A 14,991-nucleotide genomic window follows, 5' to 3' on the forward strand; every position below is an offset into this window, starting at 1 on the left:
GCACATCGAAGCAAGGACCTAAGTCCCATCGATGTGATTCGATCGCACTTCGCTCAGCCGGCGCTAGCAGAACCAAGATCGAGCCGCTCGTGGAGCCACTTGCGGAGTCCGTCGCCGTACTCGCCACTGTCGAGTGCCGCGTCGACGGCTGCACGGAGAAATCCACCCGGGTTGCCCAGATCATGGCGGGTCCCGCGATGTACGACGACGTGAACCGGGTGACCTTCTTCGATCAGCAGCGCAATCGCGTCGGTCAATTGAAGTTCTCCGCCGGCACCCGGCTTGATCCGGCGAAGGGCGTCGAAGATCTCACGATCGAGGAGGTAGCGACCGGCGGCAGCAAGCGTGGAGGGAGCGTCGGCAAGAGCGGGCTTCTCCACCATGCCGCGAACTCGCAGAACATCCGGATTTGCGACGTTGGGTACTTCCTCGACCTCGAATACGCCGTACGAGCTCACCTGGCTCTTCGGAACGTCGATGGCGCACAGCACGCTTCCTCCACGCTTGGCGCGGACACGAGCCATCGTTTCCAAGATGCCGCTCGGTTGCACGAGGTCGTCCGGGAGAAGAACGGCGATCGCATCTTCGTCGGGCTCCAGAGCGGCTTCGGCGCAGCCGACAGCGTGCCCCAGACCGAGCGGCTTCTCCTGGACAACCGATCCGACCGTGAGCAGATTCGGTGCGCGGCGTACCTTCTCGAGCAGCTCGAGCTTGCCCTTGGCCTCGAGGTGCTTCTCGAGGTCGAAGTCGTCGACGAAATGCGCGACCACTCCGTCCTTTCCGGGAGCCGTCACGATGAGCAGTCGTTGAGCTCCCGACTGGGCGGCTTCCGTCGCGACGAGTTCGATGCCCGGGGTGTCGACCACCGGCAACAGCTCCTTCGGCACAGTCTTTGTGGCCGGCAGGAATCTGGTGCCCATCCCTGCCGCCGGTACCACTGCTGTGCGGAAAGCTTTGCGCACTCCTACTTCTTGCATGGTTCTACCCTCGCCTCCCCTGTCGAGCGCATGACCGCGCCGGAATACCCGCGAATGCACGGTCAAAACGTTGAGCAATGGTGAGATACATCTCACCTTAAAGATTCCGACCGTCAATCCCGCATCACGTGCGGGTCGGTAAGCGCAGTCTAGGGGCCGCCCTGCGGGTTCGCGAATCGGAGAGTGCACCGAAAGTGCAAGATAGCAGGGAGGATTGCCTTCGCCGGGACCTGTAAACGCGGATCGCGTCGCCAAATGTAACCGCGCGGCACATTCAAAGAGAAGGTTCCATCTGGACGACTGTTCAAGCTGCCAGATCTCGTAAGTAACGTTACAGTCTCAACGAGCGTTTTCGCATAGGAGCGACACGCATACAACTGGAAGAACTGCGCCCGGCTGGGCACGCAACGGGCAGGTCACGCGACCGGGGAGGGTACGCGGATCGGGTCCGGCGTTGCTTGTTCGTGCGAGCAGTAGGTGTCTCGGGGAGGAGACAACGATGTGGGTGGTTGGGCTATGACCGCCGTCGGGGAGGCGAGTCACGGCGTACCCGATGCCCTCGTGGGGGACTACGCCAATTCCATTCGTGGACAGCGTCAACCGTCGGGTTCGGCGAACCGTAGAAACTGGCAGCAGTCCTACATCAGCCGATTGATCTGGTCCGACGTGATTGTCGTTGTGCTGGCCGTCGTTGTGGCCCACACCGTCCGATTCGGGCAGGGCGACCTATCGACAACAGAGCCGGTCTCCGAACTCAGTTACGCGCTCATCTCGGCGGGTCTCGTTGGTCTCTGGCTGATCACTCTCTCCTTGTTCCGTACTCGGTCACGGCGTGTCATCGGCGCAGGTCATAGCGAATATCAACGTGTCGTATCGAGTACCGCTCGACTATTCGGGTTCATCGCGATCATCGCACTCGTATTCCGCCTGGAACTGGCACGTGGATATTTGGCCATCGCCCTGCCTGTGGGTCTTGTCGGTTTGTTGCTCACTCGGTGGGTGTGGCGGAAGGTGATCGCGCGCAAGCGGGCTCGGGGTGAGTTTCAGACGTCGGTGCTGGTGGTCGGTGGTGCGCGGGCGGTGCGGCATATGACGCGCACCTTCTCCCGTAAGGACGGGGAGGGTTACCGCGTGGTCGGGGTGTGCGTGCCGCGGTATTCGGGGGCGCCGGGTGAGGTGATCGATGTCGACGGCCGGGAGATCACGATCTACGGCGACGAGCATTCGGTGGTCGACGCATTGAAGTTGTCGGGGGCGGACACGGTGGTGGTCACCGCGACGGAGACTCTGGGCAGCGAGGGTCTGCACGATCTGGTCTGGCAGCTCGAACCGCTCGAGACGGATCTGGTGGTCGCGACGGGCGTGGTCGATGTGGCGGGTCCGCGGATCGAGATGCGTCCGGTGGCCGGTCTGCCGCTGATCCATGTGGAGAAGCCGAGTTATCACGGGGCGAAGCGGTCGGGGAAGCGGATTTTCGATCTGGCGTTCGCGAGTGCGGCGTTGGTGGTGTTGGCGCCGGTGTTCGCGGTGGTTGCGTTGTTGATCAAGCTCGAGGATCGGGGTCCGGTCTTCTACCGGGCCGAGCGGATCGGTCTCGATGGCACGCCGTTCGGGATGGTGAAGTTCCGGTCGATGGTCACCGACGCGGACAGGTTGGTCGACACATTGTTGGCGCAGAACGAGGGTGCCGGTCCGTTGTTCAAGATGAAGGACGATCCGCGGGTCACGCGGGTGGGGAAGGTGATGCGGCGGTTCAGTATCGACGAGTTGCCGCAGTTCCTCAATGTTGTGCGGGGGGAGATGAGTGTGGTGGGTCCGCGTCCGCCGTTGCGGCGTGAGGTCGAGGCCTACGACGGTCGGGTCCAGCGGCGGCTACTTGTGCGTCCGGGGGTGACGGGTCTGTGGCAGGTGTCGGGTCGGTCGGATCTGTCGTGGGACGAGTCGGTGCGGCTGGATCTGTCGTATGTGGAGAACTGGTCGATGGTCTCGGATGTGTTGATCATCGGTAAGACCGTCAAAGCGGTGCTCGCCAGCGACGGCGCCTACTGAGTGAGCAAACCAAACGGCTCGCGTCCCAGAGAGACACAGCCAACCGTTGGATCGTATGGACCACGACGTTGCCAATATGGAACCGAGACGATTTCTCCATACCGAGATACCACTCGACCGCGTGCCCTACCGGACGGGTCGATCAATGAAATTCGGAAGCGCCTACCAATTCGGGAGATTGTTGAATGAGTCGCATCGCAGTGTTTGGCACGGGTTATTTGGGTGCTACCCACGCCGCTTGCATGGCAGAGTTGGGACATCAGGTAATTGGTGTTGACGTCGATGAAGCTAAGCTGAAAAAGCTCGAAAATGGCACCGTGCCATTTTTCGAGCCAGGATTGGAAGCTGTCCTTCAGCGCAATCTCGAAGCGGGAAGGCTCCGGTTTACTTCGTCTTATGAGGATGCGGCCGAATCTGCCGATGTCCACTTCATTGGAGTGGGCACGCCGCAGAAGAAGGGTGAGTTCGCGGCAGATCTCACATTCGTCGACGCGGTCGTGGAAAATTTGGCGCCATTGCTGAACGCTCCCGCAGTCATATTCGGAAAATCCACTGTTCCTGTTGGCACTGCCGAACGGCTTGGAAAGATCGCCCGCAATCTTGCGCCTGCAGGCGATGCAGTTGAAATAGCCTGGAATCCTGAGTTTCTTCGGGAAGGATACGCAGTTGAAGACACTCTCCGTCCCGACAGACTCGTTCTCGGGGTTGATCCGTCGCGCCCTGGTCGAGCAGAGCAAATCGCTCGTGAGGTGTATGCCGATCTTCTTGAAAACAATGTTCCTTTGCTTGTGACAGACCTTGCAACTGCTGAGCTTGTAAAAACTTCAGCAAATGCTTTTCTTGCTACAAAGATTTCGTTCATCAATGCCATGGCTGAGGTGTGCGAATCTGCAGGAGCTGATGTTTCTGTTCTTGCCGATGCAATAGGATACGACGATCGCATCGGTCGAAAATTCCTCAACGCCGGCGTGGGCTTCGGTGGTGGATGCCTTCCAAAGGATATTCGAGCGTTCATGGCGCGGGCCGGAGAACTTGGAGCAGACGAAGCGCTGTCCTTCCTAAGAGAAGTCGACAATATCAATATGCGTCGTCGAACTCGAATGGTCGAGCTCACCCGGGAAGAAGTCGGCGGCTCGCTGCTTGGCGCTAGAGTGGCGATCCTTGGGGCAGCTTTCAAACCTAATTCCGACGATGTGAGGGACTCTCCCGCGCTCAATATTGCAGGTCAAATCCAGCTACAAGGCGCTTCTGTGAGCGTCTATGACCCCAAGGCGAATGAAAATTCAAAAAAGGTGTTTCCTACCCTCACGTACGCGGACGACGTGATGAGTGCGTGTCAGGGTGCAGACGTAGTGCTGGTGCTCACGGAATGGAGCGAGTTCCGAAATATCGAACCGAGTGAACTCGGTAAGCATGTGCGACAACGCACCGTCCTTGACGGCCGCAATTGCCTAGAACGGTCCTCCTGGGTCAAGGCAGGCTGGTCCTACCGGGCACTTGGCCGCGCTACCTCTTAGCTGCCCTGCCTGACCGTCCAATTGTTCACGCCTACGCAAGGATCGCGATGAGAAAAAGTTCGAGTAGTAAATATCTTCTCTATCTCGCTGTTGTGCCCGTTTACCGTGATGCTTGCATTCGGCACTTGCTTAAAGAGCACGGTAACGAGGTTGAGATCCTGGCCGGTGATAGACATCTAGATCCCACGGTGACCACGGGATTGCCCGAGGAGCTCGTGGGACGGGTCAAGAACGTCGCGCTACTCAAAAGGCGTGCACTCCTCCAGGTTGGTGGGTGGCGAAAAGCCGTTCAAGCCGAGGTCTGTGTCGTTGACCTGAACCCGCGCAGCATCACGTCGTGGACAATCTGCGCCATACGCCGGCTGCTCCGCAGAAGAACCTTGGCATGGGGCCACCTCCATCCTCGGGCTGGTTCACAGGCTCGAACTGCGCCTTTGCGGGTGGCGCTCCGTCGATTGACCAACGGCACGATTCTTTACGGATATGACAGCGTAGTCCCCGCACAAGAGGAACTTCCCGGACAACCTGTGTGGGTAGCACCCAATTCGCTATATGCCCGAGCGAGTCTGAATTTCGAAACGTCGAAGGAGCGGCGCAGTCTTCTATATGTGGGCCGACTCGAACCATCGAAGCGAGTCGAGCTGCTGGTTGATGCGTTTGCGCACTCCGGCCTTCGCAGTCGTGGATACAAACTTGACATCGTCGGTTCTGGATCCATGCTGGAAACGATGCAAGAGCAAGCTGAGCGCCATGGCCTGGGAGACTCGGTTCGATTCCACGGCCGGATCGATGACGTGGAGGTTCTTCAGGGAATTTATAGCGAGACTCTCATTTCAATTTCACCCGGATACGTCGGTCTGAGTTTGACTCAAAGCCTCGGATTTGGTGTACCCGTTCTATTCGCGGAGGACGCCCCTCATGCTCCGGAGATCGAACTGAAGCGATTCGGGGGCACGCGAAGTTACTTACCGACCACTGCGCCAGCACTCGCGTCTGCGATGCGCCAATGGGTAGAGGAACTAGACAGCGATCCGATTGACGGGGCGTCGCTTGCCCAGAAGGTTGGTACATTTTACTCCGCCGAAGCCATGGCTAATGGACTGTGGGCCGCATTACAGGGAAAGTCGCTCGAAGTCGGCTCTGACGGCTGGCCGGTATAAGGAGAGTCACCGTGGAAAATAGATCTCGTTTGCCTGGCGGTCTTCGGGCGAAGCTAACCGCCGTGCTGAACAAACTCGCAGTCTATGGAAATGTCGAATACGGCAACGATTTCCGCGCCGGCCGCGGTGCAATCATAAGTGCACCGCATGGACTGAGCATCGGCAGCCACGTAAGTATTGGACCACGCTCGATCGTGCAGGTCGACGGCGCTATTGGGGACTTCGTCATGATCGGCATGGGTGTGCAGATTGTGAATCGCGTGGACCATGCCATCGATGAACTCGGAGTGCCCATGTTGTGGTCCACGTGGTCTGGCGACCGTGAACAAACGGATCGCGACACCGTCACGATCGGAACGGACGTGTGGATCGGAGGCGGTTCCGTCGTACTAAGCGGTATCCGGATCGGCGACGGAGCCGTTGTCGGAGCTGGTTCCGTCGTCACGCGTGATGTCGATGACTTCTCAATTGTTGGAGGCGTTCCCGCCCGTGTACTCGGCAAAAGATTTGCTGATGACGGTCAAAGAAGCGAACATCTAGCGCGTTTGAGTGAGCTCTTACAAAAGAAAAAATCTAGCGGCGTTTGAGCATACTGTTCCTAGTCCCCACCCATATCAAGCAACTAGCAAGGTGAAAATGAACCCAAATGACAATCCATGGTCGGTTCTCACTCTGCTCGTTGGCTGTATTTCGATACTGGTCGCGACCCGCCTAGAGGCGGGTCCTCTTGTTTCACCGTTCAGCATCTCGATGATTATGCTTATAGCCACCAGGGTGCTAGGAGATCTTCCGGATCAGCTATGGATCGGCTTCAATGTTCTGGTCGCCGCAATCGTCCTCTTGAAGCTTGCCGGGCTGTTGACATCTAAGAAGAAGAATGAAGGTTTGACCCCGATTCGTCCATTAGAAATATCCAAGAGGTGACGGATGACCTCTACGATCTCTAAGATCGGGCGCCAAGCCTCGTGGATCGTCCTTGGGCGTTTAGGTGGTGCGTTGATCCAGGCGGGGAGTATGGCTCTCCTTGCGCGGTGGATTGGACCATCGGACTTCGGATTATTTGCGAGTGCCTACGGGATAGCACTCGTATTGCAGACAGTGATCGATCTTGGGCTTACGACCTATATCGTTCGCCTGCGAGCCCTAGAACCTACCAGTGAATACCTAAAGGAAGCGCTCCGTATTGTTTCCCGAATTAGTATCTCGACGGGAATCTTGGGGGTCGCAGGCATGTCCATACTGGCGTGGCATGATCACCGATATCTGCCATTCATTCCGTTCGCTATCTGGATCGCGGTTGATCGGCAAGTAGAAACGTGGCTCGCTATCCCCCTCGCTGACGGTGACACAATCCAGAACGCGACATCGTTGGTGACGCGCCGCAGCATTTCGTTCGTGGTGCTTATTGTTGCGGCAGCCATCGGAGTCGACCCACTTTTTGGCTACACATTCGGACTTGCGCTTGGATCGACTATTTCTTGCTTCGTTGTGATGGAGAAAAACCGTGTTCCATTCCGGCGATTCAAGGTACCTCCCCGAAAAGTAATAAGAACCGCCCGTCCTTACTGGGCGAACTCGGTTGCAACGCAGCTTCGAAATTTTGACACGCTAATAGTTACTGCAATTGCTGGTACTACGCAGGGCGGATATTATGGTGCCGCGAGTCGCCTTACAACACCACTTCGAATAATTCCTACATCTTTCGCTCAGGTCCTGATGCCGGCTGCTGCCAGATCGGGGCAGTCGGAGAGAAACGCCCTTCTGCGTAGTGTCCTTGTCTTGATGGCGGCCACGGCGCTTCTTTATGGCGTTGTCGCTGTGATCATGCCACTAGCGGTTCCTTTAGTATTGGGAAAGGAGTTCGATGACTCCATCCTAATAATTCAAATTGTATGCGGTGGATTGGCGTTTGCCGCAATATCATCACAGATGAATTCGCTTTTGCAGGGGTGGGGGCAGTTGAGGCAGGTTGCCGTTATCTCGGCAATAACGTCGATCTCGTGCCTACTTGGAGTTGCCGTTGCCGTGATGTGGTGGGGGGGAGTAGGAGCGGCTATTGCCCTCACTGCCAGCTACATACTCCAAGTTGTTTTGCTAGCCGGAATTATTGCGCTCCAGGGAAGGAGCTAGTTGTGCATACCGCATTTATGAGTATCGCTGCAGCGGAAGGGAACCTCGGGGATATTCACATTCGGAGAGAAGCGGCGCATCTCCTAGATTCCTACGCGGAGAATGGACTCGCTTATACCGGCAAAATGAGCAAATCCTATGTACAAGCGACCGGGTTATCAGAGCGGTGGAGAAGCACGTCTTCCGCGTTTACTTTTGTCACAAAGCTAGTCATCGAAGGGATCAGGGGCCGTGCCATTATCGTAATGGCACCGGGTCCAGCGCCCCTATCTGCCGGTATCATTTCATCCTCTAAGAGAATGGTAATCGCGCTCCTCTTCTCCCTTTTGGTTCTACTTGGGAATAAACTTGTTGTCCTCGGCCGTGCGCTTCGGGGGGAGGCTGGTCCAGCATTGAGAGCCGAGAGGCTCATGGAATCGGTTGCTGAAATCTATTTGACACGCGACGAGACCAGTATCAATCTTCTTGCAGGTAAGGCGATTAGTGCGCCTGATCTTGCGTTTAGAGATTACAGAAGTCCTGAAGTACGGGATCGCAAATTATTCGTAATTTCCCTTCGTCACGATCGGTCGGTCTCTGCGGCCGCTGTTGGTGGGCTTATCGAAGCGGCAAGGGCGCTCGATCTGGAGCCGGTTTTCGTTGTTCAAGTTCGAGAAGATCAAGAAATAAATTGTTCTCTTGCGGAGAAGTTCGGTATCCGCTGCGAGGGGTGGGGCGAACGTGTGTCCCATATTGAGCAGGAGAAGCTGGTGATGCGTCTCTATTCCGATTGTTCGGTAGTGGTCAGTGATCGATTACATGTGCTCCTCCTCGGCGCGCGGAAAGGCGCTATACCGGTCATAGTAGATATCCCGCAGGAAGAGAAACTTCACGCGACGCTCGATAGGTACTTGTGTCCTCAGACGGTAGAACTGTGGCGCGATGATGCTATCGCTGACATTGATGCCTCAGAGCAGGAGCGGGCGCGAGTCGATGTGGCCATGTCTAATGCCTCCGGCGAATTAGACAGAATAATTCAACGAGGCGTTGCAAAGTTTCGTGAGCGCGTCCATAGTACATGACGTTTTTCAGCGTGTACGTGCGATCGGCTAGCAGGATCAAAGATTCCGTGTGACCGACGGCCGAATTGCAACCGATTGTTCGTAATTGACGAGGGTGGTGTGAGATATTCATGGTAGATCAGGATCGTCGGACAGTGCTGATAGTCGGCATAAACTACCAGCCCGAAGTGACTGGCATCGCGCCATATACAACGGGATTGGCCGAGTATCTATCCGGTGCCGGCCATGACGTGACGGTGTTGACCAGTTTTCCGCATTATCCTGCATGGAAAGTGCTGCCCGAGCACGCGAACCTTCCTTCGGTCGATTGCATAGAAGGGGTTCGTCTTCGCAGGTTTAAGCATTATATTCCGCGCAACCCCGGTTCGATTGGGCGGGTGTTGATGGAAGTTTCTTTTGCCGTTAAAGTTTCTACAGCTAAGTGGGATAACCCGGATGTTGTGATCTGTGTTTCGCCCTCCTTGATTTCATCTGCGTTGACGCTTCTTCGCATCAAATTGCGGAAGAGGCGACCGAGGTCCGTCGCTTGGGTCCAAGATTTTTATAGCAAGGGCGTGGTCGAGGCCGTAAATGGTGGGGGCATCCTGGCAAAGTTGGCTACCATTTTTGAAGCTCGTGTACTCTCACTGGCGGACGAAGTTGTGGTGATTCATGATCGTTTCAAACGTACAGCGTGTGACGTACTGGATATTCCATCTCGCTCGGTGAGTGTGGTACGAAATTGGACGCACATTGCGTCATTTGATGACGTCGATGCCAATCGGGCAGAGTTCGGTTGGGGCACCGATGAAGTAATCGTCCTCCATGCAGGCAACATGGGAGCGAAACAAGCACTCGAGAATGTTGTCGATGCTGCGCGCATTGCAGATGAGCGGGGCGATAACGTTCGTTTCGTCTTGCTCGGTGATGGCAATCAGCGGGCTAAGTTGGAGGAATTGGCGCGTGGAGTCGAGCGCGTCGAGTTTCTTGATCCAGTAGACGACAATCGCTTCCGCTCCGCGTTGTTATGTGCTGATGTGCTGCTTCTGAATGAGAAGCCTGGAGTGTCAGACATGGCTGTTCCGAGCAAGTTGACGACTTATTTCGCTGCTGGCAAGCCAGTTCTGGCTGCGACGCAGTACGACAGTGCCTCGGCGGGTGAAGTTCAAGCATCAGGGGGTGGTGAGGTGGTTCCTCCGGGCGAGCCCGCGGTGCTGCTAGATCAGGTGCTGAAGCTCTCCGCCGAGAGGTCGCGCATGGAACAGCTTGGTCGAGCAGGGCTGCGGTACCAGCGCGACAATCTTTCGGCAGACTCCTCGCTTGAGCGCTTCCGCCAGCGCGTGATTAATTCGCCGGCCGAGACGGTAGGAGGACAGGTATGAGGTCCAACTCATGGGACCTGTCGAAATTCTCCGGGGTCGGCTATGACAAGGGGCGCACAGCAGGCTGGCAAGTTGCATGGATGGCGGTTTCCGGATCAATTTTCATGCGTTGGTGGTGTCCGGCTGCGTTGCGTGTCCGGATTCTGCGAATGTTTGGCGCACAGGTGGGGAACAATGTACTGATCCGCCATCGGGTTCGTATCCACTGGCCCTGGAAGCTGTCTATCGGAGACAATTCCTGGGTGGGTGAAGGTGCTTGGGTACTCAACCTCGAACCTGTGGAAATCGGCCGTAATGTCTGTATTTCACAGGATGCAGTTCTGTGCTCAGGTAGTCATGATCGGCGGTCGGATACTTTTGAATTCGACAATGGTCCTATTCGCATCGGTGACAATACATGGGTGGCGATTGGTGCAACGATCTTGCGTGGTGTGAATATCGGGAATCGTGTCACCATCGGCGCCCGTGCCCTCGTTACAAACGACGTTCCCGACGGGACGACAGTGGTTGCGCCGGTTGCGTCCCTTAAATAAAGCTTGTACGAATGCCGTGTCCGGAGACGGGCCATTAATTTCCGACGCGGTTTGCGGTGTCCTCGAACCTCGAATCCATACATGAACTGGAGAATGAAAATGAAACGAGCGCTGATCACGGGTATTACCGGACAGGATGGGTCGTATCTCGCAGAGTTGTTGCTCTCGAAAGGGTACGAGGTCCACGGCCTGATCCGTCGCTCCTCGACCTTCAATACCTCTCGTATTGAACACCTCTACGTCGACCCGCATGATCCCGAAGCTCGAATCTTTCTGCATTACGGTGACCTGAGTGATGGCGCACGTCTGGTTACCTTGTTGTCAGAAATTCGTCCGGAAGAGGTTTACAACCTCGGGGCTCAGTCGCACGTACGGGTGAGTTTCGATGAACCAGAGCATACCGGCAATACCACCGGAATTGGCTCTATTCGCTTGTTGGAGGCTGTCCGGCTTGCTGGGCTCCAATGCAAGTACTACCAGGCGTCGAGTTCAGAAATGTTCGGCGCAACCCCCCCTCCGCAAAGTGAGGAGACGCCTTTCTACCCTCGGTCGCCCTACGGCGCTGCAAAGGTCTATTCCTATTGGGTCACTAAGAACTACCGTGAAGCGTACGGAATGTTTGCCGTGAACGGGATTTTGTTCAACCATGAGTCCCCCCGGCGTGGCGAGACATTTGTGACGCGGAAGATTACGCGAGCAGTGGCGCGAATCAAGGCCGGCGTCGAGAAGAACCTCTACATGGGAAATCTCGATGCGGTTCGTGACTGGGGATACGCTCCTGAGTACGTCGAGGGCATGTGGCGGATGCTGCAGGCTGATGAGCCGGATGATTTCGTTCTTGCTACGGGTGAGGCGTACTCCGTACGGGACTTCTTGGAGGTCGCCTTCGAACATGCAGGACTGAACTGGGAAGACCACGTCAAGTTCGACGAGCGCTACCTGCGTCCTACCGAGGTCGACTCCCTTATCGGCGATGCGTCGAAGGCACAGGACAAGCTCGGATGGAAAGCGAGAGTTCATACCCCCGAACTTGCTCGCATCATGGTGGACGCAGATATTCAGGCACTCGAGCATGAAGGCCGGCCGTGGATCGATAGGCCTGCCCACTCGGATTGGGAGATTCTCTGATGTCGGTGCCATTTGCCCCTCAGCCGTTAGATCGCGGTGCTCCGTTTTACATTGCGGGCCATAGAGGACTTGTCGGAGGGGCGATCTGGCGGCGATTGGAGTCGGAGGGCTTCCGAAACCTTATCGGCCGGTCGTCTTCGGAATTGGATCTGCGCGACCGAAGTGCGGTTTTCGGTTTCTTCGCCGAGCATCGTCCGGTGAACGTTGTGCTGGCTGCCGCGAAGGTAGGGGGGATTCTCGCCAATAGCACGTACCCGGTCGACTTCTTGTCGGAGAACATGCGGATCCAGGTGAACGTTCTGGATGCGGCGCGCGAGTATGGTACGCAGCGCCTGCTTTTCCTTGGATCGTCATGCATTTACCCCAAGTTGGCGCCTCAGCCGATCAAGGAGGAGTACCTTCTTACCGGTCATCTGGAGCCCACCAATGACGCGTACGCGATTGCCAAAATCGCAGGGATATTGCACGTGCAGGCTGTACGCCGACAGTACGGCCTGCCGTGGATATCGGCTATGCCGACCAACTTGTATGGGCCTGGAGACAACTTTTCACCCCAGGGGTCGCACGTGCTGCCCGCGCTGATCAGGCGCTTCGACGAGGCCAGACGCAATGGGCTCGAATCGGTGACGAACTGGGGCTCCGGATCTCCCAGGCGAGAGTTCCTGCATGTCGACGATATGGCATCTGCATGCTTGCACTTGATGGAACACTATGACGGTTCCGACCAGGTGAACGTGGGCACCGGTGAAGACCAGACCATCAAGAGGATCTCGCAGATCGTTGCTGAAGAGGTCGGCTTCTCGGGTCGAATCGAGTGGGATACAAGCAAGCCTGATGGCACGCCCCGGAAATTGCTCGACGTCTCCAAGCTCCGTGCGGCAGGATGGGAACCCAAGATCGACTTGCGTTCAGGGATCGCTTCCACAATTCAGTGGTACCGAGAGAACGTGGATACGATCAGGACGTAAGAAGCTGGTCGGCTTCGGGCGTTCCGGATCCATCCGCAAGGTTGGACCCCGGAACGCCCGAAGTTGTTTATGGCCTACTCTGCGCGGCACTCCGGGACGTCCACATTCACTACCGGGTTGTCGATCAGAGGTTGAACCGGAACTCTTGGAGCACCTGTGACACTCGGCTCCGTCATGTCGTAGACGATCTCGACCGTTTGGCCTTGAGGGATGGGAACTTGCACGTTGAACATGGGATGGCCACGTTCCTTGCCGGTGAAGCTGAATGCAGACACACCGTTTACAGTAACCTTCTTCAGTTTGGCGCCCTGCGTGGCGATCAGTCCGACGTCGGAGAGATTCGTACCGAAGGGTTCGCCTCTGGAGTTGTCGAACATTCCCGCTACGTAGTCGGTGTACTCTCCCGGCGGCAGGGCGTTGGTCAATCGGACCGTAACGGTGGAAGCTCTAGCCTCGTCCTCGCAGGATCCTGCGGAGTAGCTAATCTGCCTCTGCAAGTAGTAGTCCAGTTTGTTTCCTCCGAGGTTATTCACTACAACCCCAGCATACGGAGCACTGTCGTCGGGAACGACATGACCAAGTTTGGTGGTGCTGAGCACTTCCTGTTCGTCCTCATGGGAACTCCAGAGAGCGAGGCGTCCCTCGCTTGCAGCACGTCCGAGTGCTTCCAGGAGTTGGCGTGGCTTGGAAACGGCACCAGTCATCTTGAGCACCACTTGACGGGCGACTGCCTGGAGGTACTCCTTGCGTGCGTTGTTGTTGTCGGCGAATCGCGTGTAGGCGGTCGACTCAGTCAGTTCTACGACATTGTCGGCGCTAATGATCTCGCCGTCGGACATCGTCACGGGCCCTACCACTTCGAGTACATAACTCAACGCGACCGGATCCGTCGCTATCGCACCGTCGACCCGTTTGCCAGACTCTTGTTCCCAGAGGGATTGCCAGATTTTCGCTGCGTAGGGAAAGTGAGGACTGACATTGCTGTTGACAGCCCGTGTAGTCGGTGAGCTGTGACCATATGCCTGGGCGAACTCAGGGCCGAGATCGATCGGTTGGTAGTTGTCTGTGAAATCGCGGCTGGATAACTCGTCGACCGCTACGGCTCCATCGTCGGCTCGCACGACACCAAAGCCGCCGAGCAAGCCGCCGGTGCCGCGCGCCTCGGCGTTGGTTTGGAAACCGATGAAATAGCTACGCGGACCGTCTGCGCCCAGCATGGCCGGCGCGATCTGCGCCGCGAGCGACGTGTTGTTCAGCAGACCGGACAACTCGGACACCTGCTGCTGCAAGTCGACTCGTGCATCGTCGATCACGCCGAGCCACGTGCTGTCGACATTCTGAGCCTGCTGGTCGAGATTGCTGATGGCCGCGGAGGTCGTCTCGAGGGTGGGTGCGGCGTCCCGGAGGGCGGCGAGATTGATGCGTGCGCCGTCCAAAATCAACTGATCGGGAGAGACTGCACTGCCTGCATCGACCGCCGGTAGGAGGACCTGCTCTGTGAGACCGCTCACAATGGTGGTCATCTGGCGAGTGGAATCGAACGGGCTGCCAAGGAATGGGACGGCGCCTGCGATGCGCCACGGCACCGAATCGACCGAACCCTGGGCGTCCTGGGCGTAACGATCGGCGTCGGCTGCGGCGACGCGAGCCTTGTCGGTATCGCCTGCGAGCAGAGCATCTTTCGCCTGTGTGGCGAAGTTCTGCGCCTTCTCCAGATTCGACTTCGCCTGCAGGCCTTCGTAACCCAGCCAACCGGCGAATCCGACGACCACGAGTGCGCCTATACCGCAGCCGATCTGCACGCGACGGCGCTTCGCGCGCTGGGCTGCGATCTCCTCGTCGGACAGACGCCTCCGTACCTTGCGTCGACGCCGTTCGGGCGAATGTGACTCACCGGTAACATCGTTCACGCCGCTTGTGCCCCCTTCGTGGTTTCCGTTCGAGACGATAACCCGATTCCGAACTGGCCGACCGTTCAAGTGGTGGGTAACCGTGACTGTAAGTAAACTTCTGCACGGTGATCGTGACAGTGGAGTTGGGAGGCTCCGTCCACGATCGCACGATAGGGGAGGATTCTGCACGTCCCCTGTCCTGAATTGTGTCGGGC

At 57.1% G+C, this 14,991-nt stretch carries 13 protein-coding genes; 11 read left to right on the plus strand and 2 right to left on the minus strand.

Annotated features, from left to right (window positions below):
- Window positions 1–53: 53 nt before the first annotated feature.
- A complete protein-coding gene (locus tag PV766_RS05410) occupies window positions 54–977 on the minus strand; it encodes a UTP--glucose-1-phosphate uridylyltransferase (RefSeq protein WP_421096579.1) in 924 nt (307 codons plus the stop codon).
- Window positions 978–1,493: 516 nt separating this feature from the next.
- On the opposite strand from PV766_RS05410, the gene PV766_RS05415 reads away from it, so the two are divergent.
- From PV766_RS05415 to PV766_RS05465, 11 genes are all read left to right on the plus strand, one after another.
- Window positions 1,494–3,026, plus strand: coding sequence for a sugar transferase (locus PV766_RS05415; RefSeq protein ID WP_421096660.1), 1,533 nt, complete (start codon window positions 1,494–1,496; stop codon window positions 3,024–3,026).
- 185 nt (window positions 3,027–3,211) lie between these two features.
- On the plus strand, window positions 3,212–4,543 hold the full coding sequence (locus PV766_RS05420; RefSeq protein WP_421096580.1) for a UDP-glucose dehydrogenase family protein: 1,332 nt from the start codon (window positions 3,212–3,214) through the stop codon (window positions 4,541–4,543).
- Window positions 4,544–4,590: 47 nt separating this feature from the next.
- Window positions 4,591–5,703, plus strand: coding sequence for a glycosyltransferase (locus PV766_RS05425; protein ID WP_421096581.1), 1,113 nt, complete (start codon window positions 4,591–4,593; stop codon window positions 5,701–5,703).
- Window positions 5,704–5,765: 62 nt separating this feature from the next.
- Window positions 5,766–6,290, plus strand: a complete 525-nt coding sequence (locus PV766_RS05430) for a DapH/DapD/GlmU-related protein (RefSeq protein WP_421096582.1) — start codon at window positions 5,766–5,768, stop codon at window positions 6,288–6,290.
- Between the two features lie 49 nt (window positions 6,291–6,339).
- Window positions 6,340–6,627 (plus strand): hypothetical protein, encoded by a 288-nt coding sequence (locus PV766_RS05435; RefSeq protein ID WP_421096583.1) that lies wholly within the window; start codon window positions 6,340–6,342, stop codon window positions 6,625–6,627.
- Between the two features lie 3 nt (window positions 6,628–6,630).
- Window positions 6,631–7,833: a lipopolysaccharide biosynthesis protein gene (locus PV766_RS05440; RefSeq protein WP_421096584.1), complete on the plus strand. Its 1,203-nt coding sequence runs from the start codon at window positions 6,631–6,633 to the stop codon at window positions 7,831–7,833.
- A 2-nt stretch (window positions 7,834–7,835) separates the two neighbouring features.
- Window positions 7,836–8,894, plus strand: coding sequence for a hypothetical protein (locus PV766_RS05445; protein WP_421096585.1), 1,059 nt, complete (start codon window positions 7,836–7,838; stop codon window positions 8,892–8,894).
- A 134-nt stretch (window positions 8,895–9,028) separates the two neighbouring features.
- Window positions 9,029–10,255: a glycosyltransferase gene (locus PV766_RS05450; RefSeq protein WP_421096586.1), complete on the plus strand. Its 1,227-nt coding sequence runs from the start codon at window positions 9,029–9,031 to the stop codon at window positions 10,253–10,255.
- Window positions 10,252–10,788 (plus strand): DapH/DapD/GlmU-related protein, encoded by a 537-nt coding sequence (locus PV766_RS05455; RefSeq protein WP_421096587.1) that lies wholly within the window; start codon window positions 10,252–10,254, stop codon window positions 10,786–10,788. Before PV766_RS05450 ends, PV766_RS05455 begins: the two co-directional genes overlap by 4 nt.
- Before the next feature lie 99 nt (window positions 10,789–10,887).
- Window positions 10,888–11,916, plus strand: coding sequence for a GDP-mannose 4,6-dehydratase (gene gmd / locus PV766_RS05460; RefSeq protein WP_421096661.1), 1,029 nt, complete (start codon window positions 10,888–10,890; stop codon window positions 11,914–11,916).
- Complete coding sequence (locus tag PV766_RS05465) at window positions 11,916–12,884, plus strand: GDP-L-fucose synthase family protein (protein ID WP_421096588.1); 969 nt, start codon at window positions 11,916–11,918, stop codon at window positions 12,882–12,884. The genes gmd and PV766_RS05465 overlap by 1 nt, the downstream gene beginning before the upstream one ends.
- Window positions 12,885–12,958: 74 nt before the next feature.
- On the opposite strand, the gene PV766_RS05470 is transcribed toward PV766_RS05465, so the two are convergent.
- Window positions 12,959–14,794: a DUF4012 domain-containing protein gene (locus PV766_RS05470; RefSeq protein WP_421096589.1), complete on the minus strand. Its 1,836-nt coding sequence runs from the start codon at window positions 14,792–14,794 to the stop codon at window positions 12,959–12,961.
- Window positions 14,795–14,991 lie beyond the last annotated feature (197 nt).

The organism is Rhodococcus sp. As11 (assembly GCF_048957735.1).
GTDB lineage: Bacteria > Actinomycetota > Actinomycetes > Mycobacteriales > Mycobacteriaceae > Rhodococcus > Rhodococcus gordoniae.

Bases quoted from the DNA above. Each gene is read 5' to 3' on its own strand.
- PV766_RS05435 (WP_421096583.1), top strand. From the start codon at position 6,340: ATGAACCCAAATGACAATCCATGGTCGGTTCTCACTCTGCTCGTTGGC.
- PV766_RS05465 (WP_421096588.1), top strand. From the start codon at position 11,916: ATGTCGGTGCCATTTGCCCCTCAGCCGTTAGATCGCGGTGCTCCGTTT.
- gmd (WP_421096661.1), top strand. From the start codon at position 10,888: ATGAAACGAGCGCTGATCACGGGTATTACCGGACAGGATGGGTCGTAT.
- PV766_RS05440 (WP_421096584.1), top strand. From the start codon at position 6,631: ATGACCTCTACGATCTCTAAGATCGGGCGCCAAGCCTCGTGGATCGTC.
- PV766_RS05410 (WP_421096579.1), bottom strand. From the start codon at position 977: ATGCAAGAAGTAGGAGTGCGCAAAGCTTTCCGCACAGCAGTGGTACCG.
- PV766_RS05455 (WP_421096587.1), top strand. From the start codon at position 10,252: ATGAGGTCCAACTCATGGGACCTGTCGAAATTCTCCGGGGTCGGCTAT.
- PV766_RS05420 (WP_421096580.1), top strand. From the start codon at position 3,212: ATGAGTCGCATCGCAGTGTTTGGCACGGGTTATTTGGGTGCTACCCAC.
- PV766_RS05425 (WP_421096581.1), top strand. From the start codon at position 4,591: ATGAGAAAAAGTTCGAGTAGTAAATATCTTCTCTATCTCGCTGTTGTG.
- PV766_RS05415 (WP_421096660.1), top strand. From the start codon at position 1,494: ATGACCGCCGTCGGGGAGGCGAGTCACGGCGTACCCGATGCCCTCGTG.